General features: G+C 58.3%; 18 protein-coding genes and 1 other annotated feature. Of the genes, 13 read left to right on the forward strand and 5 right to left on the reverse strand.

What is annotated here, in order from left to right; all coding sequences use genetic code 11:
• The first annotated feature begins 17 nt into the window (after positions 1-17).
• Together ACFFT4_RS24370 and ACFFT4_RS24375 are read left to right on the forward strand one after the other, a co-directional pair.
• The gene (locus ACFFT4_RS24370; RefSeq protein ID WP_378051528.1) at positions 18-1,328 is read left to right on the forward strand and encodes an extracellular solute-binding protein; all 1,311 of its coding nucleotides are present in this window, start codon (positions 18-20) and stop codon (positions 1,326-1,328) included.
• A gap of 12 nt (positions 1,329-1,340) precedes the next feature.
• Positions 1,341-1,697: an MmcQ/YjbR family DNA-binding protein gene (locus ACFFT4_RS24375; RefSeq protein WP_378051530.1), complete on the forward strand. Its 357-nt coding sequence runs from the start codon at positions 1,341-1,343 to the stop codon at positions 1,695-1,697.
• Between the two features lie 278 nt (positions 1,698-1,975).
• Here ACFFT4_RS24375 and ACFFT4_RS24380 read toward each other — a convergent pair whose 3' ends face one another.
• Both ACFFT4_RS24380 and ACFFT4_RS24385 read right to left on the reverse strand, forming a co-directional pair.
• Entirely contained in the window at positions 1,976-2,548 is a 573-nt protein-coding gene (locus ACFFT4_RS24380; RefSeq protein ID WP_378051532.1) for a TetR/AcrR family transcriptional regulator, read from the reverse strand.
• Positions 2,549-2,988: 440 nt separating this feature from the next.
• Positions 2,989-3,969 (reverse strand): LacI family DNA-binding transcriptional regulator, encoded by a 981-nt coding sequence (locus ACFFT4_RS24385; RefSeq protein ID WP_378051533.1) that lies wholly within the window; start codon positions 3,967-3,969, stop codon positions 2,989-2,991.
• Between the two features lie 171 nt (positions 3,970-4,140).
• Here ACFFT4_RS24385 and ACFFT4_RS24390 point away from each other — a divergent pair, with 171 nt between their 5' ends.
• The gene (locus tag ACFFT4_RS24390; RefSeq protein ID WP_378051534.1) at positions 4,141-6,324 is read left to right on the forward strand and encodes a glycoside hydrolase family 3 N-terminal domain-containing protein; all 2,184 of its coding nucleotides are present in this window, start codon (positions 4,141-4,143) and stop codon (positions 6,322-6,324) included.
• 961 nt (positions 6,325-7,285) lie between these two features.
• Here ACFFT4_RS24390 and ACFFT4_RS24395 read toward each other — a convergent pair.
• Both ACFFT4_RS24395 and ACFFT4_RS24400 read right to left on the reverse strand, forming a co-directional pair.
• Positions 7,286-8,158 (reverse strand): carbohydrate ABC transporter permease, encoded by an 873-nt coding sequence (locus tag ACFFT4_RS24395; protein ID WP_378051535.1) that lies wholly within the window; start codon positions 8,156-8,158, stop codon positions 7,286-7,288.
• Between the two features lie 29 nt (positions 8,159-8,187).
• Positions 8,188-9,141: an ABC transporter permease gene (locus ACFFT4_RS24400; RefSeq protein WP_378051536.1), complete on the reverse strand. Its 954-nt coding sequence runs from the start codon at positions 9,139-9,141 to the stop codon at positions 8,188-8,190.
• A 145-nt stretch (positions 9,142-9,286) separates the two neighbouring features.
• On the opposite strand from ACFFT4_RS24400, the gene ACFFT4_RS24405 reads away from it, so the two are divergent.
• From ACFFT4_RS24405 to ACFFT4_RS24425, 5 genes are all read left to right on the forward strand, one after another.
• On the forward strand, positions 9,287-11,125 hold the full coding sequence (locus tag ACFFT4_RS24405; RefSeq protein ID WP_378051537.1) for a sensor histidine kinase: 1,839 nt from the start codon (positions 9,287-9,289) through the stop codon (positions 11,123-11,125).
• The gene (locus ACFFT4_RS24410) at positions 11,106-12,719 is read left to right on the forward strand and encodes a response regulator transcription factor (RefSeq protein ID WP_378051538.1); all 1,614 of its coding nucleotides are present in this window, start codon (positions 11,106-11,108) and stop codon (positions 12,717-12,719) included. The genes ACFFT4_RS24405 and ACFFT4_RS24410 overlap by 20 nt, the downstream gene beginning before the upstream one ends.
• Before the next feature lie 101 nt (positions 12,720-12,820).
• Positions 12,821-14,527 (forward strand): type 2 periplasmic-binding domain-containing protein, encoded by a 1,707-nt coding sequence (locus tag ACFFT4_RS24415; protein WP_378051539.1) that lies wholly within the window; start codon positions 12,821-12,823, stop codon positions 14,525-14,527.
• A 141-nt stretch (positions 14,528-14,668) separates the two neighbouring features.
• On the forward strand, positions 14,669-15,289 hold the full coding sequence (locus ACFFT4_RS24420; RefSeq protein ID WP_378051540.1) for a TetR/AcrR family transcriptional regulator: 621 nt from the start codon (positions 14,669-14,671) through the stop codon (positions 15,287-15,289).
• On the forward strand, positions 15,286-15,747 hold the full coding sequence (locus ACFFT4_RS24425; RefSeq protein ID WP_378051542.1) for a DUF2269 family protein: 462 nt from the start codon (positions 15,286-15,288) through the stop codon (positions 15,745-15,747). Before ACFFT4_RS24420 ends, ACFFT4_RS24425 begins: the two co-directional genes overlap by 4 nt.
• On the opposite strand, the gene ACFFT4_RS24430 is transcribed toward ACFFT4_RS24425, so the two are convergent.
• A complete protein-coding gene (locus ACFFT4_RS24430) occupies positions 15,744-16,325 on the reverse strand; it encodes an NAD(P)H-dependent oxidoreductase (RefSeq protein ID WP_378051543.1) in 582 nt (193 codons plus the stop codon). The two genes, ACFFT4_RS24425 and ACFFT4_RS24430, sit on opposite strands and share 4 nt — an antisense overlap.
• A 165-nt stretch (positions 16,326-16,490) precedes the next feature.
• Here ACFFT4_RS24430 and ACFFT4_RS24435 point away from each other — a divergent pair, with 165 nt between their 5' ends.
• The 5 genes from ACFFT4_RS24435 to ACFFT4_RS24455 all read left to right on the forward strand — a co-directional run bounded on the left by ACFFT4_RS24435 (position 16,491) and on the right by ACFFT4_RS24455 (position 22,550).
• A complete protein-coding gene (locus ACFFT4_RS24435) occupies positions 16,491-17,537 on the forward strand; it encodes an AraC family transcriptional regulator (RefSeq protein ID WP_378051545.1) in 1,047 nt (348 codons plus the stop codon).
• Between the two features lie 73 nt (positions 17,538-17,610).
• Positions 17,611-17,846, forward strand: a binding site (T-box leader).
• A 131-nt stretch (positions 17,847-17,977) separates the two neighbouring features.
• Positions 17,978-19,510, forward strand: a complete 1,533-nt coding sequence (locus ACFFT4_RS24440; RefSeq protein ID WP_378051546.1) for a 2-isopropylmalate synthase — start codon at positions 17,978-17,980, stop codon at positions 19,508-19,510.
• 158 nt (positions 19,511-19,668) lie between these two features.
• On the forward strand, positions 19,669-20,292 hold the full coding sequence (locus tag ACFFT4_RS24445) for a DedA family protein (protein WP_378051547.1): 624 nt from the start codon (positions 19,669-19,671) through the stop codon (positions 20,290-20,292).
• A gap of 108 nt (positions 20,293-20,400) precedes the next feature.
• Positions 20,401-21,312 (forward strand): EamA family transporter RarD, encoded by a 912-nt coding sequence (gene rarD, locus ACFFT4_RS24450; RefSeq protein ID WP_378051549.1) that lies wholly within the window; start codon positions 20,401-20,403, stop codon positions 21,310-21,312.
• On the forward strand, positions 21,309-22,550 hold the full coding sequence (locus tag ACFFT4_RS24455; protein WP_378051550.1) for an MFS transporter: 1,242 nt from the start codon (positions 21,309-21,311) through the stop codon (positions 22,548-22,550). Before rarD ends, ACFFT4_RS24455 begins: the two co-directional genes overlap by 4 nt.
• Positions 22,551-22,566 lie beyond the last annotated feature (16 nt).

Raw genomic sequence — 22,566 nt, forward strand, 5'->3', positions numbered from 1 at the left:
GAGAGGAGGCGAGGACGGTGTCGAAATTTTTGAACGCGCTGGACGGCAGGCTTCGCTGCCGCCCGCTGGCCGTTCTGTGGCTGGCGCTGGCCGCCGTCCTGCTGCCGGGCTGCGGCGCCGAGAGCATTATCGACGGGGACGAGGTCGAGCTGGTGATGGAGCCGGAGGCCAGCGAGGTGATCACGGTCTGGCATACGTACAGCGACGTGGAGATGAAAGTGTTCGAGGAGGAGGTCATTCCGGCCTTCGAGGCCGAGCATCCCGACATTCGCGTCGTGTCGGTCAAGCATCTGTACGAGTATTTCAAGGGCTCGCTGATCGCCGAGACGACCTCGGGCACCGGTCCGGACATCGTGCGCATGGACATCGCCTGGCTGCCGGAGTTCGCCAAGCTGGGGCTGATCTACCCGATCGACGCATATCCGGAGCTGCCCCGCGTCACGAAGCTGCTGCTGGAATCGGCGCTCGAGTCCGGGAAGTACGAGGGCCGGTACTACGGCCTGCCGCTGAACATCAATACGAAGGCCGCTATTTACAGTCGCGAGCTGCTGCGGCGGGCCGGACTGGAGAAGCCGCCGGAGACGATGGACGAACTGGTCGCGCTCAGCGAGCGAACGGGTTACCGGATCGGCGTCAACGGCATCAATACGTGGGCAGTGCTGCCTTATTTTATCGGACTTGGCGGACAGCTTACGAACAAGGATTACACGAAGGCGAGCGGATATTTGGACAGTCCGGCGAGTGTCGGGGCCGTTCATACCTTGCGGCGGCTGGTCGAGTCGGATCTCGTCAGCGACGACGTGCTGTCCGGCAAGCTCGAGCGCTGGCAGGCGGTGTTGGACGGCAAACTCCTCATGATGGATGAGGGACCGTGGTATTATACGATTTTGTCGAACGTGGAAGGCTACGATTACGAGAAGCTGCAGCAGGACACGGTGCCGGCGCCGTTCCCGCACAATCCGGGAGCGAAAGGCTCGATCATCGGCGGCGAAAACCTGGTGCTGATGGAAAACTCCCGGCACAAGCAGGCGGCCTGGACGTTCATGAAATGGATGGCGGGCGCGCAGGCGCAGCGGCTGATGTTCAAGGCCGGGCTGCTGCCGACGAACGCGGAAGCGAGCGAATCGGAAGAGACGTACAGTCCGACGATCCGCCCCTACGTGGAAAGCCTGAACGCTTCGTTCCTGCGCCCTCCCGTGGCGAACTGGGCGAAGATCGATACGGCGTTTAACGAGATGTTCGAACGCATGCTGCGCGGACGCGTTCCGATCGAGCTCGGTCTCGAACAGCTGGCGAAACAGATTGACGAATGGCTGCTTAACATTTAACAGGAGGCGACCATGGTGACTACCGATGAGCTTAGACGGCTGGCGCTGGAGCTGCCGGAGGCGGAAGAACAGATGCATTGGGATAAGCCCTCATACCGGGTACGGGGTAAAATTTTCGCCGTCGAGCAGCCGGACGGCGTCACGGCTCTGCTGAAAATGTCGTTGGAGGAGCGGGAAGCCCAAGTGACGCTCGCTCCCGATATTTTCGGCATTCCGGAGAAGTACGCCACACTTGCCTACGTCTTCGTCCGTCTCGACCGGATCGAACGGGACGAGCTTCGCTCTCTGCTTGTCGGCGCCTGGAAGCAGGTTGCCCCCAAAAGCCTCCTCAAGCGCTTACCGGACGATATCCCCGGCACTCCGTCCTAGGGCGTGTATGCAAACCCGCTCGGGGGCATCTTTCACCGCCTTTTCGCCCCCTGCTTCGACCCTTTGACGTACCCCCGGTACGCCTTCACAAAAGTTCCTTGCATGGAACGAAAATTCGGCAATATCTGCTATCCTCGGAGGTTGCATACACGCCCTAGCGGCAGCGAAGCCAAATATCGATCGCCTTGAACATCGGCGGCCTTAGTCTTTTCCGGTTGCAGCGGAACCTGCTCAGGCCGTCGTTCGGATAGGCGCTGCTACCCAGCCCGTCGTGCGGTTCATCGTGCGGCATGCTTTCGCGCCAGCTCGGCGGCGATCAGATCTTCCCCCGTCTGCCGAAGCAGCTCGATTAGCGCCTCTTCGCTGGCTCCGGGCAGCGCGCCGTTGATGTCCATGACGGACAGCCCCAGCTGAAAGACGCGCATCTTGAACAAAATCCCCATCAATTCTTCATCCGAGAAAAGCTCCAGTTCCGGCTTGCGCTTCATGTAGGCGAGCAGTTCTCCGACAGGCGTCTGAACGTCCTTCAGACGGGGATGGTTGTTGATCGCCAGCTCGCGAAACAACGCGGGGTGCTCCCGAGCAAACTTCAGGCTGGCGATACCGATGCTCAGGAACGGGTCGGGGCTGTAGGGCGTTTGCGCCATTTCCGCCGATAACGCGACAATTCGGTCCAGCACCGCGTCTTTCAGCTCTTCGACATCCTTGAAATTGACGTAGATCGGCGCGATCGAGCTTCCCAGCTCGTCCGCGATTTTACGAATCGTAACGGCATCCAGCCCCTCGCGATCGGCAATGGCCAACGCAGCGTCAACAATCGCTTCCTTGGAAAATCTGGCTTTCGGAGGCATAATCAAACTCCTTGAAAATCGATCGATACATATCGTGTGATATATCATGGCATAGGGACCGCGTGTTGTAAAGCTGCAGCAGGCCAAAGGCTGGACAAGCGGCTGCTCTATTTGGCTGTCCTGTCTATGTGATCCGCCCCATCCATTCTCTAAGCCCCATTCGAATACCGCCCCCAGTGACGCCGATGTTCTACACATTCGATTATCCTCGCTCGATTTGGCCTCATTGGGGCGCCGATGTCCTACACATTCGATTATCTCCGTTCGATTTGGCCTCATTGGAGCGCCGATGTTCTACACATTCGATTATCTCGACTTGATTTGGCCCCGTCGGAGCGCCGATGTTCTACACATTCGATTATCCTCGCTCGATTTGGTCTCACGGGAGCACCACTCCAATAGAAAAAGCCGGCTTGGAGGCCGGCGTTTCCGGGTGGGGGTTATTGGAGGGCGGGAAGGGGGCCCACGGATTCTCCTTTAATGAGCGTGACGTAGATTCTTTCGGTTTCGACGGGTTGTCCGGCGATCATTTTCAGCAGCTGCTCGGAGGCGATCGCTCCCCACTTCCGCATTGAATAGTCGATGGTGGCAAGACGGGGTCTGGCGAACTGGGCCAGCTCGATATTGTCGAATCCGATCAGATGAATGTGCTCTCCGATCTTCAACTCCGTACACGACGTAAAATAACGATACGCGCCGACGGCCATCTCGTCGTTCAGACAAAATACGGCCGCGGGCCGTTCGTATTCGGCGGCGATGCTGCGAGCCGCTTCTTCCCCGGACGCTCTGCTGAAATCGCCCGGCAGCTCGATGACCCGGGCATGCGGGGCGCGTTCCGCCATTTGACGGACGGCGCGAAGGCGCCGGTCGGCGTCGTATGAACCGGACGGACCGGTTACCGCATAGATTTTGTCGTGCCCCCGCTCCAGCAAATATTCCATCGCCAGCGTCGCGCCGGCTTTGTTGTCCAGTAGCACCTGGTTAACGTTCGGATGGACCAGCTCGCGATCGAGTACGACAGCCTTGTGGTCTTTTTCGGCATATTGGAGCAACTCCTTGTCGGAAAACGTGACGTCGAGCACGATGGCCCCATCGATCATCCGTTCGGGAATGAGCCGCCGCGATTTCTCTCCGCTGCAGACGAGCAGATCGTACCCTTTGCCGCTCAAATATTCCTTGACCCCCTGCAGCAGATCGCCGTAAAAGTTACCGCTGAAATCGGTCAGAAAAATCCCGATCAGGTTGGACTGTCGTTTTTTCAGCAGACGCGCGGCGGCGTGAGGGACATAATGGAGTTCTTCGGCGATTTGTATGATTTTGGCGGCCGTTTCCTTCGTTACCTTATCGCTGCCGTTCAGGGCATACGAGACGGTCGAGATGGAGACGCCGGCTTTTTTGGCGATGTCTTTAATGCTGGCCAAGTGAGGTTCTCTCCTTCGCATTCGGTGAAACGTTTCGATTTTAACTATAACGGATCTGGAAATCGTATTCAATAGCGGATATTGAACGTTTGACAGGGTTAAAATTCGATTTTATAATCAAAATGAAACCGAATCGAAACGTTTCTATTACATCTGAGAGGTTGCGAATATATGACGGAATGGAACGGCAAACAACCTGATCTGCAAGAGCTGGTGCGGCAAATGACATTGGACGAGAAGGTTGCTCAGCTGATTCAGCTTGCGGTGCCTTTTTACGAGGGGGCGAAGGACGAGGGGCTGATCACGGGGCCGATGGCGTCGCTCGGCATCGACGAGACGACGGTTCGCGATTCCGGCTCGGTGCTCGGCATGGCCGGAGCGCAGGAGGTCATCAACGTGCAAAGAACGCATTTGGCGAACAATCGCCACGGCATTCCGCTGCTGATGATGGCCGATATCGTGCACGGGTTCAAAACGATTTTTCCGGTTCCGCTGGCCATTGGCTGCTCATGGGATTTGGGGCTGGCGGAGCGAAGCGCGGAGATCGCGGCGAAGGAGGCGTCCGTATCGGGCGTCCACGTCACCTACGCTCCGATGGTCGATCTCGTCCGCGACCCGAGATGGGGCCGGGTAATGGAGGCGACGGGGGAGGACCCTTACTTGAACTCGGAATTCGCCCGGGCGTTCGTGCGCGGCTTCCAGGGAGACGATTTGTCCGCCGATACGGACAGGGTCGCGGCCTGCGTCAAGCATTTCGCGGCGTACGGCGCGGCCGAGGCCGGACGCGATTACAACACGGTCGACTTGTCGGATCGGCAGATGCGCGAGTTTTATTTGCCGGCGTATAAGGTTGCGCTGGACGAGGGCTGCGAGATGGTCATGACCTCGTTCAACACGGTCGACGGCATTCCGGCGACGGGCAACGCCAAGCTGATGCGCAAGTTGCTGCGGGAAGAGTGGGGCTTCGATGGTATCCTCATTTCCGACTGGGGCGCGGTGAAGGAGCTGATTGCGCACGGCATCGCCGCGGACGAACGGGAAGCCGCGCTTAAGGCGATGAAGGCGGGAGTGGACATCGAGATGATGACCTCCTGCTATGTGAAGCATCTGTCCGAGCTGGTAGAAAAAAAGGAGATCGAAGAGTCGCTGATCGACGAAGCGGTGCTGCGTATTTTGACGCTGAAGAAAAAGCTCGGCTTGTTCGACAACCCGTATCGCGCGGCCGATCCGGAGCGCGAGAGGGAAGTCGTGTTCTGCGACGAGCATCGCCGCGTTTCGCGGGAATTGGCCGTGAAGTCGTGCGTGCTGTTGAAGAACGAGGGTGTCCTGCCGCTGGACAAAAAACGCAAAATCGCCCTGATCGGTCCGTTCGCCACGAGCGAAGACGTGCTTGGGCCGTGGTCGTGGACGGGCTCCAAAGAGGACGCGATCAAGCTCGCCGACGGCATGAGGAGCAAGCTGTCCGACGCGGCGGAGCTGACGGTGGCGGATGGCTGCGGCATCAAGACGGCTTCGGAGGAGCAGATGCAAGCGGCTGTGGCGGCGGCTCGGGAAGCGGACACAGTGGTGCTGGCGCTTGGCGAGCATTCGGACATGAGCGGGGAGGCGGGCTGCCGGGCCGATATTCGGCTGCCGGAGGTTCAGCTTGAGCTCGTTGGCCGCATCCGCGCGCTCGGCAAACCGATGGTGGTCGTGCTATTCAACGGCCGCCCGCTGGATCTGCATGGCGTATACGACGAAGCGGACGCGATTTTGGAGGCATGGTTCCCGGGCTCCGAAGCGGGCGGCGCGGTGGCCGACCTGCTGTTCGGGGACGCCAATCCGTCGGGACGTCTCACGATGTCGTTTCCTTACAGCGTCGGTCAAGTGCCGGTATACTACAACGCCTACAACACGGGACGCCCGCAAGGTGCGCCGGACGCGCAGGTTCGGTACGTGTCGCAGTATTTGGACATTCCGAACGAGCCGCTGCTGCCTTTCGGCTTTGGCCTGAGCTATGGGGATTTCGAATACGATAACGCGCGGCTGTCGTCGGAGGAGATGACTTCGGACAGCGCGCTGTCGGTCTCCGTTACGATAACGAACAAAGGCGCAGTCCCCGCAGAGGAAACGGTGCAATTGTACGTTCGCGACTTGTCCGGCGAAGTGGTGCGTCCGGTGAAGGAACTGAAGGCGTTCCGCAAAGTCACCCTGCAGCCCGGAGAAAGCCGCGACATCGAGTTTACGCTGGAGGAATCGCAGCTCCGCTACTACCATTCGGACCTGACGCACAGCAGTGATGCCGGCGCATTCATCGCCTACATTGGGCCCAACAGCCGGACAAACTCCGCTCTTCCTTTCCGCTTGATCAAGTAATCGGTCAAGAGGGAGGCCGTAAAAGGCGCAGATGGAGGTCGCCCGAAGCGTTTAACGGTCTGCCGAGCCGTTAGAGGCGGGGATGAAGGTCGTCCGAAGCGTTTAACGGTCTGCCGAGCCGTTAGAGGCACAGATAGAGGTTGCTCGAAGCGTTTAACGGTCTGCCGAGCCGTTAGAGGCGCAGATAGAGGTCGTCCGAAGCGTTTAACGATCTGCCGAGCCGTTAGAGGCGCAGATGGAGGCCGTCCGAAGCGTTTAGCGGCCTGCAGGCCGTAAAAAGCGCGGATAGAGGTCGGCCAAGCATGTAACGGCCTGCGGAGACCAAAAGCAAGCGGCGCTAATAAGGATAAGGCCGATAACGGCTAACCGAGGAGACAGGGCTGTTCCATATGCGGTATGGGGCAGCCCCTCTTCTGCAGATTTCGTGCGTTCGTCGAAGGCAGAATGGGTTTGGTGTGCAGCGGAAGTGGCGCGCAGCAGAGTGAACGGGAGTATGAGGAGCGAACTCAATAGGTGTGTGGCAGGTCTAACGTGCGCGGTACCAAGGTGCGGGAACGGAGCGGGGATCGAGATCGCAATCGCAATGCGTCTCTGGCGCGAATAAGAAATTCAATGTTCAAGGAAGCCCCAAGAAGTCCAAAAAGAGGCTATCCCATAAGCTAGGGCAACAAAAATGATCGCAAAAAGAATGGGGATATATCTCCTGTAGAGCGAAGCACCTGCCTCATACGATCATGAAATTACCCCGTTACGGGTTAATCGATTCCTGATTTCATGACCGCGCTTCGGGGTCCCCGGAAAGTAATCGGAATAAGCTGCGAAGCTTCTCGTCACTTTCTGGGGTACATTGCAGCGAAAGGAGATATATCCCCATGGTAATAAATGGATCATTTTATAGGGTTGCTCCTCTAATGGCTTATGAGACAGCTTCTTAACCCGGCAACGAAGACGTCGCCCCGAACTATTCCTTAACCGCGCCGATAACGACGCCTTTGACGAAGAAGCGCTGCAGGAACGGGTAGACGAGCAGGATCGGGAGCGCGCCGATGAAGATTTGCGCCGCTTTGATCGTCCGCTGCGCTTTGTTGACGACGACCGAGACGTCGAAGCCGGTCATATCCTCGGCAACGATGATCGTCTGCATGAAGCTGGCGAGCGGAAGCTTTTCGGCCGTCTTCATATAGATCAAGCCGTCGAAGTAGGCGTTCCAGTGGCCGACCATCGTGAACAGGGCAATTGTGGCGATGGAAGGCAGCGAGATCGGCAGGTACACCGAGAAATAGGTTCGCAGATGGCCCGCGCCGTCGATGAACGCGGCCTCCTCCAGCTCCTTGGGCACGTTGCGGAAGAAGTTCAGCATCAGAATGAGGTTGTAGACCGCGACCAGTCCCGGAAGGATGAGCGCCATCAGATTGTTCATCAGGCCGAGCTTCAGAATCAGAATATAGCTTGGAATCAAGCCGCCGCTGAACAGCATCGTGACGACGAAGTACCACATGTAGACGGTCCGTCCCCGGAACATCCGGTTGTCCTTCGACAGCGCGTAGGCCGCGCTGGCGTTAACGACCAGCGCAAGCGCCGTTCCCAGCACCGTTCGCTGCACCGAGACGTTGAGGGAGGTCAGGAAATTTCTGTTCTCGAACGTTCTGGCGTAAGCATCGAACGAGAAGTCGATCGGCCAGAGCGAGACGAGACCGGCGTTGGCCGGCGCCGCGGAGCTCAGCGACACCATCAGCAAATGATACATCGGAAGCAAACACAGAATAGAGATTACGCCGAGCAGGATGTAGTTGAAGATGTTAAATATTCGGTAGGGCAATGTTTTATGATACACGCGATGTCATCCTTCCATTTGAGCTTGCATTAGAAGATTCGATATCCGGCAAGCTTGTAGGCCAGGCGGTACGAAATGGCGATCAAGATCAGGCTGATCACCGACTTGAACAGGCTGACCGCCGTCGCGAAGCTGAATTGACCGCTCAGCAAGCCTTCCCGGTAGACGAACGTGTCGATGATATCGCCTTGCTGGTAAATCATCGGGCTGTACAGGTTAAACACCTGGTCGAAGTTGGCGTTCAGCACGTTGCCCAGCGCCAGCGTCGCGACGACGATCAGGATCGGAACGAGCGACGGGATCGTTACGTACATCGTTTGCTTAAAGCGACCTGCGCCGTCCACTTCGGCCGCCTCGTAGAGAGAAGGATTGATGCCGGCCAGCGCGGCCAGGAAGATGATCGTGTTAAAGCCGAATTCCTTCCACACGTCGCTGACCACAATCGTAATTCGGAACCAGGTGCCGTCTCCGAGGAAGAAGATCGGTTTTTCCAGGCCGAATACGTTCATTAAGAACTGGTTCACGATCCCGGTCTGGGACAGGAGGTCGATCAGAATGCCGGACAGAATGACCCACGACAGAAAGTGGGGCAAGTATACGAGCGTCTGGATCGCCCGCTTGTAGCCCATATTCCGGATCTCGTTGAGCAGAAGCGCGAAAATAAACGGAATGATCAGGTTCAGGACCACTTTGGAGCAGGCGAACAGCAGCGTGTTGCCGATAATTTTCACGAAATAATCGTTCTCGAACATGTAATTGAAATGCTTCAGGCCGACCCACGGGGAGCCGGTAAAGCCGAGCGCCGCTTTATAGTCCTGGAAGGCGATAATAATACCGGACATCGGCAAATAAGCAAATACGAATACGAGCACGACGGCCGGAAGCACCATCAGGTGCAGCGTCCACGGGATTCGGTACCCTTTTTTTCTCCGCGTTCCGGGGGCTTTCGTCAGTTTCGTTTTCGGCAAAGTCGTATCGTTCATAGCTCTCTCCCGTTCCATGAAATTCCCGTTATCGTTCAGGCCGAAGCCTGCTATATCATAGTAACAACGCGCGCGAGCATCGAACTATAGGACATTGTTAGGATCGATAGGGTTTTGTTAGGGTCATGAGCTGGGGGGACTGGATATGAGGCTCGGCAAGAGCATGAATTACGTCACGAAAAAATCAAGCCTGTTTGCGAAAATGAACGGACTGATCTTGCTGCTGTTTATCCCGATTTTGGCGCTGTACACGTATTCCAACCAGGTGGCGACCGATGTCGTCGACAAGGAGCTGAAGGCGTCGAATATTCGGCAGTTGATCTTCCTGTCCGGCCAGATCGATTCGCGAATCAACCAGACGATGGACTTCGTCGTCACCTTCTCCCGGGACCCGAACGTGCGGAAGTTCAACGGCTTGAACATCTGGGACGACCGCTACGACAAAATGCAAACCCGCTACATCATCCAGGAGAAAATGGCGCTGCAATCCGGGATTATGAACATTTGGCCGGTGCGCTTCACCGTATACTCGCAGTTGAACAAAGACGCGCTCTCCAATGCAACCGAGGATTGGCAGCCGACCTACGACGAGGAATACCTGAGACGCAACGTCACCGGCAAATGGTCCTACGGAGACGGAACCGAGCCCGTTCCCGGCCAGCAGCCGGCCTTTCATTGGTTTTACACCGATTCGTTCGGCCAGCAGAACGTGCTGAGAGGAAGCAATCTGGTCGTGGAGGCGAGGTTTAAGCACGACAACATTCAGAACATGCTTGACTCGTACAAGGAAGGCGGCCGCGGCGATCCGATTTTTTACCATCGCGGCGACCAGCCGATTACGAACCGGACGGCCTCCGCCCAGCTTACGGACGAGCTGGTCCGTTATCTCGACGGGGCGGAGCTTAAGGAGACGATGCAGGAGGTCGTCAAGCTGCAGGGCAAGAGCTATCTGATCAGCGCCGTGCTGTCGCCGCAGCTGGGCTGGCATCTGGTGGACGCCGTGCCGGTCGACCAGATTCTCGGCCCGATCTCCTACAGCCGCAACCTGTTCTACCTGACGATGGTACTGCTGTCCGTCGTCGGCATCTCGGCTTCCGTACTGATCTACCGCAACGTCCAGCGCCCGATCCGCAAGCTGATCCGGGGTCTTCAAAGCGTGCAGCGGGGGGACTTCTCGGTGCGCATCGAGGCGAATGCGAACAACGAGTTCGCGTTCCTGTTCTACCGATTCAACGATATGTCGCGGCAAATCCAAAGTCTGATCGAGAACGTGCTGAACGAGAAGCTGCGAGCGCGCGAGGCGACGCTCAAGCAGCTTCAAGCGCAGATCAATCCGCATTTCCTGTACAACTGCATCGGCTATATGATTAACATGGCCCAAATGAAGGACGAGGAAGCCGTCGTCTCCATGGGGCACAATCTTAGCGCTTATTACCGCTATATCACGAGAATGGAGCGCCCGACGGCGTCGCTGGGCGACGAGATGCGGCTGATCGTCAATTACCTGGACATCCAGAAGCTGCGCAACGGACGGATTCACTATACGATCGACATTCCCGAGGAGATGCAGAGGCAGCAGGTGCCAAGGCTGCTGCTGCAGCCGATCGTCGAGAACGCCGTTATTCACGGCGTCGGCAAGTCCTATTCCTCCGGAGAGATTCGGATTGCCGGGGAGATAAAGGACGGATTGTGCCGCATCTGCGTGGATGACGACGGGCCGGGCTTGGACGAGGAGCAGCTTAACGCGCTGAACCGCAAAATGAAGGAGCCGCTGCAGGACGACATGGGCTACGGCTTCTGGAATACGAGCCAGCGGCTTGTGACGCAGTTCGGCGAGAAATCGGGGCTTCGCTTCTCCGCCTCCGGGCTGGGCGGACTTCGGACGGAGATTGTGTGGGAGACTGCGGCGCCCTCCCCGGCGGCGGACCAGAGCCCGTTATCTAAACAAGAGGGAGACCGGACAGATGCAAATGATCATCGTTGACGACGAAGCCCATTGGGTGGACAACTTATCGACAACCAAGCCGTGGCACGAGCTCGGCATTGAACAGGTTCACAGGGCGTATTCCGCGCAGGAGGCGCTCCGCCTCATCGAGACGTATCCGATCGACCTCGTCATCTCCGACATTCTGATGCCCGAGATGACGGGAATCGAGCTGATCGAGAAAATTCGCGAGCGCGACAAGCGGATCAAGTGCATCATCTTGTCGGGCCACTCCGACTTCGAATACGCGCAGGAGGCGCTTCGCAACCAAGCGGTGGACTATCTGCTTAAGCCGCCGACCGACGCCGAGCTGATGGAGGCGGCGCGCTCCGCCGTCGATCAGCTCAAGGCGGAATGGGAAAGCGTCAGCTCGCGCGAACGAACCGAATACACGCTGCGCGAGAATTTGCCGCTGCTGCGGGGGCAGCTGCTGCTTAACGCGCTGCATGGGGAACGCTTGTCCGAGGAGGAATGGGCGCGCAAGCTGAAAAGCTACGGCTTGCCGTTCCACCGCGGAGAGAGCGCACTGCTGCTCGTTCGTCTGGAGGACGAGTTCGGACAGACGTGGAGCGACGGACAGCAGCTGCTGGAATACGCCATCCTCAACATTGCCGAGGAAATATTCGGCGAATATGCGAACGTATGGGGCGTGAAGGAGGAGCACGGCTATCTGGCCTTTCTCCTGCAATTCCGCGCTGCGGCCGAAATCGGCACGGATATGCTGCTGGAGAAGCTGTCCATGCAGCTTCAGGCGAAGGTCAAGCAGTTCCTGAAGGGCTCCTTGTCGATCGTGACGACGGAGACGTTCCCGTTTCCCGACAAGGTTGCGGAGCGTTATCGCTACGCGCTGGCCTGTTTCCGGCAGATCGTCGGCGACGAGCGGGAATTCGTCATGCGGGCCGGCGAACTGGAGCGCGGCGTCTCGCAGGAGGCGCTGGACGTGCTGCATGCGCCGCCTGGCCTCGGCAATCTGCTGGAGGCCGGACGCTGGGACGCCGCCGAGCGGAAGCTGCTCGACATCTGCGCGGAGCTGGACGAGAAGGGCTCCGAATCGTGGGAGCACTGCCTCGAGGCGGGTTACGTTGTCGCTTCCTCGTTCGGGCATTACGCCCATCGCAACGGCCAATCGCTGGCGTCGCTGATCGGGGACGACATCGAGCCGCTGCAGAGCGGGGAAGCCTTCGCCACGATCGGCAAGCTGCGCAACTGGTCGCTCGGCGCATTGGGCAAGCTGAAGGAGGGCGTGTCGAGCGAAGTGAAGGACATTCGCTCCGTATACGTGAAGAAAATTCAGGAATTCGTGGAGCGCAACCTGCATCTGGACGTCTCGCTGCGGGCGCTGGCGGACCACATTAATCTGCATCCGACGCATCTGTCGAAGCTCTACAAAATCGAGACCGGTGAAGGCGTCAGCGATTACGTGTTCCGACTCAGGATGGAGACCGCCTGCCACAGGCTGAAGACGACCGACAAGAAGATCTACGAGATCAGCTCGGAGATCGGTTACCTCGATCCGGCTTATTTTATCAAAGTCTTCAAGCGCCAGTACGGGGTTACGCCGCAGGAATACCGGGACGGCAAAGCAACAACATGACAGACTCCTATCGAAACTAACAAAATCCTATAGATGAGCGTCATGCCCCGTTGGTAAAGTTACTCATGTGACAATCTTACAACGCAGGGGGATAAGCGAACATGAGTCAATTCAAGAAGCTGTGGCTGCCTCTCGTAGGCGCGGCGCTGGTCGTATCGGCTTGCAGCAACAATGCGAATAACGGCGGCAATGCGGCCGCTGCCGGGTCGGCCAGCCCCGACAGCTCGGCGGCGGCATCGCCGTCCGAATCGAAGTCGGAAGCGGATCTCGCGTTCGAAAAAGGCAAGTACGATCCGCCGATCGAGATCAGCACGGTTATTATGCCCAGGGAATACACGAAGGGCGAGACGAAGGATGACAACGTCCACGACAGATGGATGCTCGACACGCTCGGCATCAAGCACAAGGATACATGGTATCCGGCCGGCAGCGATCAATACAAGCAGCAGCTCCAGCTTGCGCTCACTTCCGGCGAGAAGCTGCCCGATTTCGTCATGGTGCCTACGGACGCCGTTCTGACGAACCAACTGATCGATTCCGGACAATTCATGCCGATCGACGAGCTGTTCGACAAGTATGCGAACGACCTCTGGAAAGGCCACGCCCAGGAGCATCCCGAGCTGTGGTATCCGTTCACGAAGGACGGCAAGAAGTGGAACCTGCCGATCATGGAGTATACGGACAACGACGATACGATTCTCTGGCTTCGCGAAGACTGGATGGAGAAGCTGAAGCTGGAAGCGCCGAAGACGATCGCCGATCTCGAAATCATCCTGGACAAATTCAAGAACGAAAATCCGGACGGACTGGCTGCCAAAGACGTTTATCCGCTGGCGATTTCCCTGAAGAACAACACGAACACGTGGATGGGCGGGCTCGACTGGCTGTTCGGCGCTTACGGCACCGTGCAGGAGCAGTGGAACAAGGACGCGAGCGGCAATCTCGAATACGGCTCCGTCAACCCCGGCGCGAAGCAGGCGCTCGCCAAGCTGCAAGAGTGGATGGACAAAGGCTACATTCATCCCGACTCGGCGCTGTGGGACGAAGGCAAATCGGCCGAAATCTGGACGAAGGGCAACGCGGGCGTACTGCCGGGCGCGAACTGGGTTCCGGACTGGCCGGCTCCGGATCTGCTCCAGAACGTTCCGGGCTCGAAATACAAGGCTTATCCGGTTCCGGCAGGTCCGGACGGCCACATGGGCACGAAATGGCAAAACTCCGGCGTCAACAGCAGCTTTATGATCAACAAGGACGCCAAGCATCCGGAAGCGATCATTTTGTACTACAACTACTTGCTTGACAACCTGGCCAATCCGCAGGTCGGCAGCCCGTACGAGTACGGCTTCGCCCAAGGCTACGACTGGGATATCGTCGACGGCCAGCCGACGAACGACAAGGACAAGATCAAGGACTTCTTCGACAAGTTCCCTTACATTACGGGACCGGCGCGCATTCCGGATCTGTACATGAAATCCCTCGTCAAGCTCGCGGACGGCGGCGCGCCGGAGACGCCTTACGAGAATCAGCTCGCCACGTTCCGCAAGCCGGAGAACTGGTACGCCGCGAAGGTCGTCATGTCGCAGATGGACGTCCGCAAGCAGAACTACTTCACCGGCGCGGCTACGCCGACGATGATCTCGAAATGGAACCTGCTTCGCCAGTCCGAGCTGGAGACGTTCAACAAAATCATCTACGGCAAGCTTCCGGTAGACGCGTTCGACGACTTCGTCGCAAGCTGGAAGGCGAACGGCGGCGATCAGGTGACGCAGGAAGTCAACGATTGGTTCAAATCCGTATCGCAGCAGTAAACCGTTCGGCTCGACGCTCTTAGTCGGGAAGTCGACAGAGGTCGGTTGAAGCGCAGATTTGCGCTCGGCCGGCCTTTTATTTTTCTATTTACAAACCGATGGTCTGTTTGTAAAATGGAAGCAGAGAAGGAGATGATGCCCGTGAAGCAAGAGGAACGCAGGCAGATGACGATCGGCCGTCTGCTGGACGCCACGAAGGAGCTTATCCGGGAAAAAGGCTGCGCCTCCATTACGATGAGCGACATTATGGATCGATCGAAGCTGTCCAAGGGGGCGATTTTCCACCATGTCAGGAGCAAGGACGAAATTTTCGCCTGGGTGCTGCACGAACGGCTGGAGGAGACGGACAAACGATTTACGGCGGAGGCGGAGCGCGAAGTAAAGACGTTCGAAGGGCCGCTGGGCAAGATCGCCGAGGATTTCGCCGCCCTGGAGGACGGGGAGGACGTGACGAACAAGGTGCTCGCCTACTTGCTGGGCAAGGACGGGGACCCCGCCGTCGGGGAGGCGCTGGGGCGCTATTACGAACAGACGGCGCGATTTTCCAAGCAGTGGATCCGATCCGGGCAGAGGCACGGCGTCATTCCGGAGACGGTGGACGCGGGGAAAATGGGCGATTTGTTCGTGCTGATCTCCCTGGGGCTGAGCGTGCGTTCGACCATCCCCAATGTGTCCGCCGACTTTACCGCGCCTGATTTTACCGCGGTGATCCGCAGTCTGCTGCAGCCCCAAACATCGTTAAGAGGAGAGGATAATCGATGAACTTGTGGTTAACGCTTCACCTTGTCGGCGTCGTTCTGTTCGTGGGGAACATCGTGACGGCCGCGTTCTGGAAAGTGCGGGCGGACATCGGGGGGAACCCGGTCGTCGTCCACGACGCCGCGCGGAGCGTCATGCTGGCCGACTACGTCTTTACGCTGCCCGGAATCGCGCTGATTACGGTCTCGGGCCTCGCCATGGCGCACAGGGCCGGCATTCCGATGAACGAGAGCAATTGGCTGACGGCTTCGCTGGCCGTCTTCGGCGCGACCGGCCTGATCTGGGGAGCGGTGCTGATTCCGCTGCAGCGGGCGATGATCCGCCACAGCGCCGCATCCGTCGCCGGCGGAAGCCTGATCGCGGAATACCGGCGCGCCTCGCGTCTATGGGCCGTCTTCGGCGTAGCCGCGACCCTGCTGCCGATCGTCGTGCTGGCGCTCATGATCGCCAAGCCGTTCTAAGCTTCGGATAGACCGAGCCGTTTCGCCTGCTCCAGCCAGTCGGCCCGCTGCGCGTCCGTCGAGCCTCTGATCGGGGTGAGCTCGGTAATGCGAACCGGCTTAATGCCGCAAAACTGCAGGATATTGCGCTTCATGACCCCGTGGCCGGCCCGTCTGTAGATGAACCGATTGTACCAGGACGGGGTGTCCATCGTGACGATCAGCCGCGCGGTTTTGCCCTTGAGCAGCTTATCCCACAGCGGCGAATCGTCCCGGTACTTGAAGGCGAAGCCGGGCAGGAACACGCGGTCGATGAAGCCTTTCAGAATGGCGGGCATGGCGCCCCACCAGGTCGGATAGACGAAGACGAGGTGATCGGCCCGGCGGATCGCTTCCTGCGCCTCGGCCAGCGCGGGCTCCAGCTCGGTTCTTTGGCGGTAGCCGTATTTCAGATTCGGATCGAACGGAGTCCGGCTCAGATCGATCAAGCGCACGTCGGCCCGGGCGCCGGCTGCGCCGTCCGCATAGGCGCGGGACAGGGCGGCGCAGAAGCTGTCGGGATTCGGGTGGCCGGAAATGACGAGAATGTTTTTGCTCATAGCGTTGACCTCCATGTCGGGAAAAGGAGCCGTTCGGGCTTCTTTTTCCCTTTTTTTGTGTTAGGATAACGGATAAGAACTGTATTCAGCATACGACAAACGACGAACGTCGCCTATGATGCGACGCGCAGATAAGCTGCTGAATCGCGCAAGGGAGGATCGAGCGTGAACGATCGGGGAATGGCCGTGTCGATGGTGTATCCGATTCTTAAGACGCTTGTGCGCAAAGGCTGCGATACGGAACAATTCGGCGAGTTCGCTTCGTTCGACATGACTCTGCTGCGGGACCCCGATGCGCGGATTGCCGCCAAGGAGCTGGAGCGGCTTATGAACGCCGCGGCCGCGTATACGGACGACGATTATTTCGGGCTGAGGCAGGGGCAGATGACGGATATGTCCGATATGGGCATTCTCGGCTACGTGATGATGCACTCGGAGACGATTGCCGACGCGCTGGACGCCTATCGGAGGTTTAATGTCATTCTGTGCAGCGGCTACAATCTGGCGTGGGAGGAGCAGGGGGAGGATGCCGTACTTCGCCTGTATACCCTGAATCCGGCGGTCCGCATGTCCCGGCATTGCATGGAGGATATGGCCAGCTCGGTGTACCGGCTGATGTGCCGAATCGGCAACAAGGACATCCCGCTGCGCGAGCTTCATTTTTCCCACGATGCGCCGGAAGACGTCGCTCCTTATCTCGCCGTCTTCGGGATCGAGCCGCGGTTCGGCGCCGCGGAGACGTTATTCCGTATGGACAGGGCGGTGCTGAGCTGCCCGATCCTCTATTCCGACGCGCGGCTGCGGTCGTCGTTCGAAGCGATCGCCGTCGAGACGATGGAGCGGGTGACCCGCGGCAACAAGCTGGCGGACGGCGTCTTTCAATGGCTGATGCAGCGGCTTCCGACCGGTTTCCCGACGCTGCGGCAGACCGCCCTGCATTTCGGGATGAGCGCGAGGACGCTGCAGGCGAAGCTCAAGGAGGAGAACGCCTCCTTCAACGGTCTGTGCGCAAGCGTCCGGATGGAGCTGGCCAAGGGTTATTTGAGCTCCTCGGAGCATTCCGTGTCGGAGATCGCCTACCTGCTGCATTATTCGGAGCCGAGCGCGTTTCAGAACGCGTTCAAGAAATGGGCGGGTGTGACGCCCGTGCAATTCCGCTCCGGAGCGCGTCGCGGCAAGCGGTATGAAAAGCCGCCGAAGATGGAAGCCTAATTTATAAATTTCGGGAAGAAAACGGGTTGACATTCCCGATTCGACGTCCTATAATAGCCATTAACTTCAATACGCAAATGTTGCGATTAGAAATAGTAAGAATGACATGATCTTTCAGAGAGCCGTTGGCTGGTGCGAAACGGCAGGTCGTCCATTCCGAACTCGTCTATGAACAGCTTGCCCGACAACGTAGGGCAGGACGGAATTCCACCGTTACAGGGATAGATGGTGATGGCCATCGAACAAGATTGTTTTCCGTACATGGAAAACGAATTAGAGTGGTACCGCGAGTTCAACCTCGTCTCTATAACAGAGACGGGGTTTTTTGCGATTCAGGCAAGGGCGACAACAACCGTTTCTGCTTGGTTTGGCCGGATTCCGGGTCCGTCCGACCTCGCTTCATATAGATCACGACTACCGAATTACGGGAGGAAACGAACATGAGCAGAAAAATTATCGTACTGGACACGACTTTGCGCGACGGAGAACAGGTGCCGGGAGCCAAATTGAACGTATATCAGAAGCTGGAAATCGCCAAGCAGCTCAAGCGGCTGAACGTCGACATTATCGAGGCCGGGTTCCCGGCATCGTCGGAGGGAGACTTCCATGCCGTGCAGGAAATCGTGCGCAGCGTAGGCGACAGCATATCGATCACGGCGCTTGCCCGCGCGGTGAAGAAGGACATCGACGCCGTCTACGAGAGCATCAAGCTGGCGCAAAACCCGCTCATTCATATCGTGCTCGGCACGTCGAACGTACACGTCGAGAAGAAGTTTAACCGCTCCAAGGACGCGGTGCTGCAGATGGGCGTCGATGCGGTAAAATACGCGAAGACGCTGCTGCCGAACGTGCAGTATTCCACGGAAGACGCTTCCCGCTCCGAGTTCGAGTATTTGTGGTCGACGATCGAGGCGGTCGTCAAGGCGGGGGCGACGATGATCAACGTGCCCGACACGGTCGGCTTCGCGGTTCCCGAGGAATACGGCGAATTGATCCGCAAGCTGAACGAACGGCTCAAAAACCTGGACGACCGCGTCGTCTTGAGCGTCCACTGCCACAACGACCTCGGCATGGCTACGGCGAACACGCTAAGCGCCATCCGCAACGGAGCCGACAAAGTCGAGGTGACGATCAACGGTCTGGGCGAACGGGCGGGCAACACCTCCCTGGAGGAAGTCGTCATGGCGCTTAAAGTCCGGGAGAGCTTCTACGGCGGTCATACGGACATCCGGACGCAAGAGCTGCTGAAGTCTTCCCGCCTGGTCAGCCATCTGACGGGGCTGGACGTTCAGGTCAACAAGGCGATTACCGGCGAGAACGCGTTCGCGCATTCCTCGGGCATTCACCAGGACGGCTTGCTGAAGGATAAGAACGTCTACGAGATCATGTCCCCCGAGGACGTAGGCGCGGAGAAGATGGAGATGATTCTGACCGCAAGATCCGGCCGCCACGCGTTCCGCAACGCGGTCGAGAAGATGGGCTTCGAAGCGGGCGAGGGCGAGGCGTTCGAGGCGCTGTTCGCGAAGTTTCTGGCTCTGGCCGACGCGAAGAAGGAAGTGTACGACCACGACGTATTCTATCTGGTGGCGGACCACAACGAGGCCGACGGCGGGGATAAGCAGCTGTACGCGCTCGATTCGTTCCAGGTGGTCAGCAACGATACGTTCCCGACCGCATCCGTTCAGTTGAAAAAAGGCGGAGAGATCGTCAAGGGCAGCGAGATGGGAGACGGTCCGATCGACGCGCTGTACGGCGTTATCAAGTCGCTGGTCGGATTGGACGTCGAGCTGAACGATTACAAGATCAGCAGTCTGTCCAGAGGCAAGGAGGCGATCGGCCGGGTGAACCTTCGCGTCTCCTACGAAGGCAAGTCGTATACCGGACGCGCGATGGATACCGATATCATCAAGGCCAGCGCCAACGCGTTCCTGAACGCCATCAACGCGATTCTGCTGGACGGCGCGAAGGAATAGAGGCGGTCTCGCGCGGATTTTCGACCAGGGGGGACGCCCTCCGGTCGAAAAATCTTCCGCAAGGCTAAGGACGCCCCCGACTTGGGTTGGGCGTCTTTTCTATTAAAATTAGGTATAATGGGAGGACGGGACTTCAGAGAAGAGGACGAGAGAAAAACATGAGCTTCAATATCGAAAAATTGTTCGACCATTATGGCTACGAGGTTCTGTTTCTGGGATTGCTGCTGGAGTTCATCGCGCTGCCTTTTCCCGGAGAGACGACGATGCTGTATGCCGGCTATTTGTCGTATGCGGGCATTCTGGATGCGTGGAAGGCGTTCGCGTGCGCTTTCGCCGGTACGACGATCGGCATGACGATTACGTATTTCATCGGATTAAAGGCGGGAATGCCGTTCATAGAACGGTACGGCAAATGGATGCTGCTGACTCCGTCCAAGCTCGAAAAGACGAAGAAATGGTATCGAAAGTACGGCAACGCGCTCGTCTTCATCGGATATTTCATTCCCGGCGTAAGGCATGTGACCGGTTATTTCGCCGGGATTATCGGTTCGCCGTTCCGGACGTTCGCGGCGTACGCCTACAGCGGGGCCTTGATCTGGTGCGCCTTGTTCGTCGGCCTTGGCCGCGTGTTCGGCCCGCAGTGGGAAGGCGTGCTGCATGCGATCGAGCATCAATCCTGGAAGCTGGCGATTGCGGTTTCCGTCGTCGCTTTGGCTGTCTGGTGCGTCAGAAGGGCCGTGCTTCACAGCAGGAAAAAGAGACAGGAGATCCGCTCCGAATAGCGCGTCCGCCCGCCCTGTCAGCTGCCTGATTTTTTGCATGTTCAGTCCGCCGGATTAGTGGTATAATTCCCTTCATGTTTAATGAAGGAAACGGAGCGGGAAGGCAACATGAGAAGCGGACTGTTTAACGCAATATTCGCCTATATCATCTGGGGGCTGCTCCCCCTTTATTGGAAGGAATTTGAGACGATGCCGGCAGGAGAGATTCTGTCGCACAGAATTATTTGGTCGTTCGCGTTCGTAGCCGGATTGATTTCGCTGCAGCGGCGCTGGAGGGAACTGGCCGGCTTGCTTAAGAATCGCGCAACGCTGCTGCCGCTTGTCGCGAGCAGCGTGCTGATTACGATCAACTGGCTCATCTTCATCTGGGCCGTCAACAACGGCCATGTCATCGAGACGAGTCTCGGGTATTATTTGACTCCGCTCATTAACGTGGCGCTGGCCATCGGATTTCTGCGGGAGAAGCCGACGGGAGGACAGTGGCTGGCGATCGCGCTGGCGGGAGCCGGAGTCGTTCTCGTCACGATCGATTATGGAAGCGTGCCTTGGGTTTCGCTCACCTTGGCGCTCAGCTTCGGCCTTTACGGCCTCGTCAAGAAGCGGGTTGCGGTCGATTCTTCGCTTGGCCTGATGACCGAAACCGCGGTTGTCGTTCCCGCGGCGCTGATCTACTGGAGCTATCTCGGCGCTTCGCACTCGGCTATCGCCTGGACGCTGCCCGCGTCCTCGCTCGTGCTGCTGCTGTTCGCCGGAGCCGCTACGGCGCTCCCGCTGCTGCTGTTCGCCAGAGCGGCCAAGCAGCTGCCGCTGTCGATGCTTGGCTTCATTCAATACATCGGCCCTACGCTGACTTTGATTCTGAGCGTGACCGTGTTCGAAGAGACGGTCAGCCATGTGACGCTGATCAGCTTTATTCTGATCTGGGCGGCGCTGATCGTCTATGCGGCGGCTTCGATTCGCGACGCCAGGACGCATTCGCATTCGGCCCCGCTTGAGGCCCGCGGAGGAACTTCGACTTGAAGACGAACGCTGTGAAAATCAATTATTGGCTGCTCCTGCTCATCGTGTTCGGAGGTTTTCTCGTTTTCGGCTTTTCCGAGAACGTCAAAGGCCCGGCCATTCCGCGCATGCAGGACGACTTCAGCTTAAACGAAACGCAGCTCGGAATGCTGCTGGCCTTTAACTCGCTGGGCTATCTGGTCGCCTGCTCGTTCACGGGCGCGATGGCGGGCAAATTCGGCATCAAGCGGACGGGAATCGTCGCGTTCGCCTCGATGGCCGTATCCGGCGTGCTCATGTATGTGTCGGCCAACTACGTTCAGCTGTCGGCGTCTTATTTTCTCATGTATATCGGCAACGGAATGCTCGAGATCGGCCTGGCGATTATGGCGGCCCGCATTTTCGTCAAAAACACCGGAGCGATGATGAACCTTGCCCACTTCTTCTACGGACTCAGCTCGGCGGTCGCCCCGATTATCGCCGCGTCGATGATGGGCTGGCGGCCGATGGGCGGAGAGCTGGGCTGGCGGGGGATGTACCTGATCATGCTGTCGCTCTCGCTGCTGCCGATTATTCCTTCGCTGTTGGCCAAGTTTCCCGGAGACGGCGGGGAGGAGCACGGCGAACGGCTGACGCTCAAGATCGTCGGCAAGGACCCGGCCGCCTGGCTGATCGTGCTGGTCCTGTCGATGGGCGTCGTCTCCGAGCTGGCGGTCGGCGGCTGGCTGGTCAACTACCTGGAGAAAGCGTACGACTGGTCCACCGGGGCCGCTTCCAGAATGCTGTCGATCTTCTTCGTCTTCTTCATGGCGGCAAGACTGTTCCTTGGACCGTTAACGGACAAAATCGGCTATACGCTGTCGATCATCCTCCTGTCGGCGTTCTCGGGGCTGTGCAGCTTTGCGGCCATCCTGATCGGCGAGCCGGGCGCGATCCTGTTCGCGGTGGCCGGCGTCGGCATCGCGCCGATCTACCCGACGGTGATGGCGATTCTCGCGAAGCGGTATCCCCGCGGCACCGAAACGGCGATTACATTCACCGTAACGCTGATGGGCATCGCCTGCGTCATCGGCAATCTGTTGATCGGCGTCATTATCGACGGTGTCCAGAAGCTGTTCGGAGCCGGCAAAGCGGCCAAGGAAAGCTTGACGCTCGGGCTGCAGGCCGGTTACGGCTTCATTGCGCTGATGGCGCTGCTGTGTTCCGTCAGCTGCATCTATCTCTACTTCTACTTGCGCAGAAGGAACGAACTGGTATAGCTCTCCGCTGCGACAC

Source organism: Cohnella cellulosilytica, assembly GCF_042431195.1.
GTDB lineage: Bacteria > Bacillota > Bacilli > Paenibacillales > Paenibacillaceae > Cohnella > Cohnella cellulosilytica.

Bases quoted from the DNA above. Each gene is read 5' to 3' on its own strand.
- ACFFT4_RS24425 (WP_378051542.1), top strand. From the start codon at position 15,286: ATGAACTTGTGGTTAACGCTTCACCTTGTCGGCGTCGTTCTGTTCGTG.
- ACFFT4_RS24440 (WP_378051546.1), top strand. From the start codon at position 17,978: ATGAGCAGAAAAATTATCGTACTGGACACGACTTTGCGCGACGGAGAA.
- ACFFT4_RS24390 (WP_378051534.1), top strand. From the start codon at position 4,141: ATGACGGAATGGAACGGCAAACAACCTGATCTGCAAGAGCTGGTGCGG.
- ACFFT4_RS24415 (WP_378051539.1), top strand. From the start codon at position 12,821: ATGAGTCAATTCAAGAAGCTGTGGCTGCCTCTCGTAGGCGCGGCGCTG.
- ACFFT4_RS24380 (WP_378051532.1), bottom strand. From the start codon at position 2,548: ATGCCTCCGAAAGCCAGATTTTCCAAGGAAGCGATTGTTGACGCTGCG.
- ACFFT4_RS24400 (WP_378051536.1), bottom strand. From the start codon at position 9,141: ATGAACGATACGACTTTGCCGAAAACGAAACTGACGAAAGCCCCCGGA.
- ACFFT4_RS24445 (WP_378051547.1), top strand. From the start codon at position 19,669: ATGAGCTTCAATATCGAAAAATTGTTCGACCATTATGGCTACGAGGTT.
- ACFFT4_RS24375 (WP_378051530.1), top strand. From the start codon at position 1,341: ATGGTGACTACCGATGAGCTTAGACGGCTGGCGCTGGAGCTGCCGGAG.
- rarD (WP_378051549.1), top strand. From the start codon at position 20,401: ATGAGAAGCGGACTGTTTAACGCAATATTCGCCTATATCATCTGGGGG.
- ACFFT4_RS24410 (WP_378051538.1), top strand. From the start codon at position 11,106: ATGCAAATGATCATCGTTGACGACGAAGCCCATTGGGTGGACAACTTA.
- ACFFT4_RS24430 (WP_378051543.1), bottom strand. From the start codon at position 16,325: ATGAGCAAAAACATTCTCGTCATTTCCGGCCACCCGAATCCCGACAGC.
- ACFFT4_RS24405 (WP_378051537.1), top strand. From the start codon at position 9,287: ATGAGGCTCGGCAAGAGCATGAATTACGTCACGAAAAAATCAAGCCTG.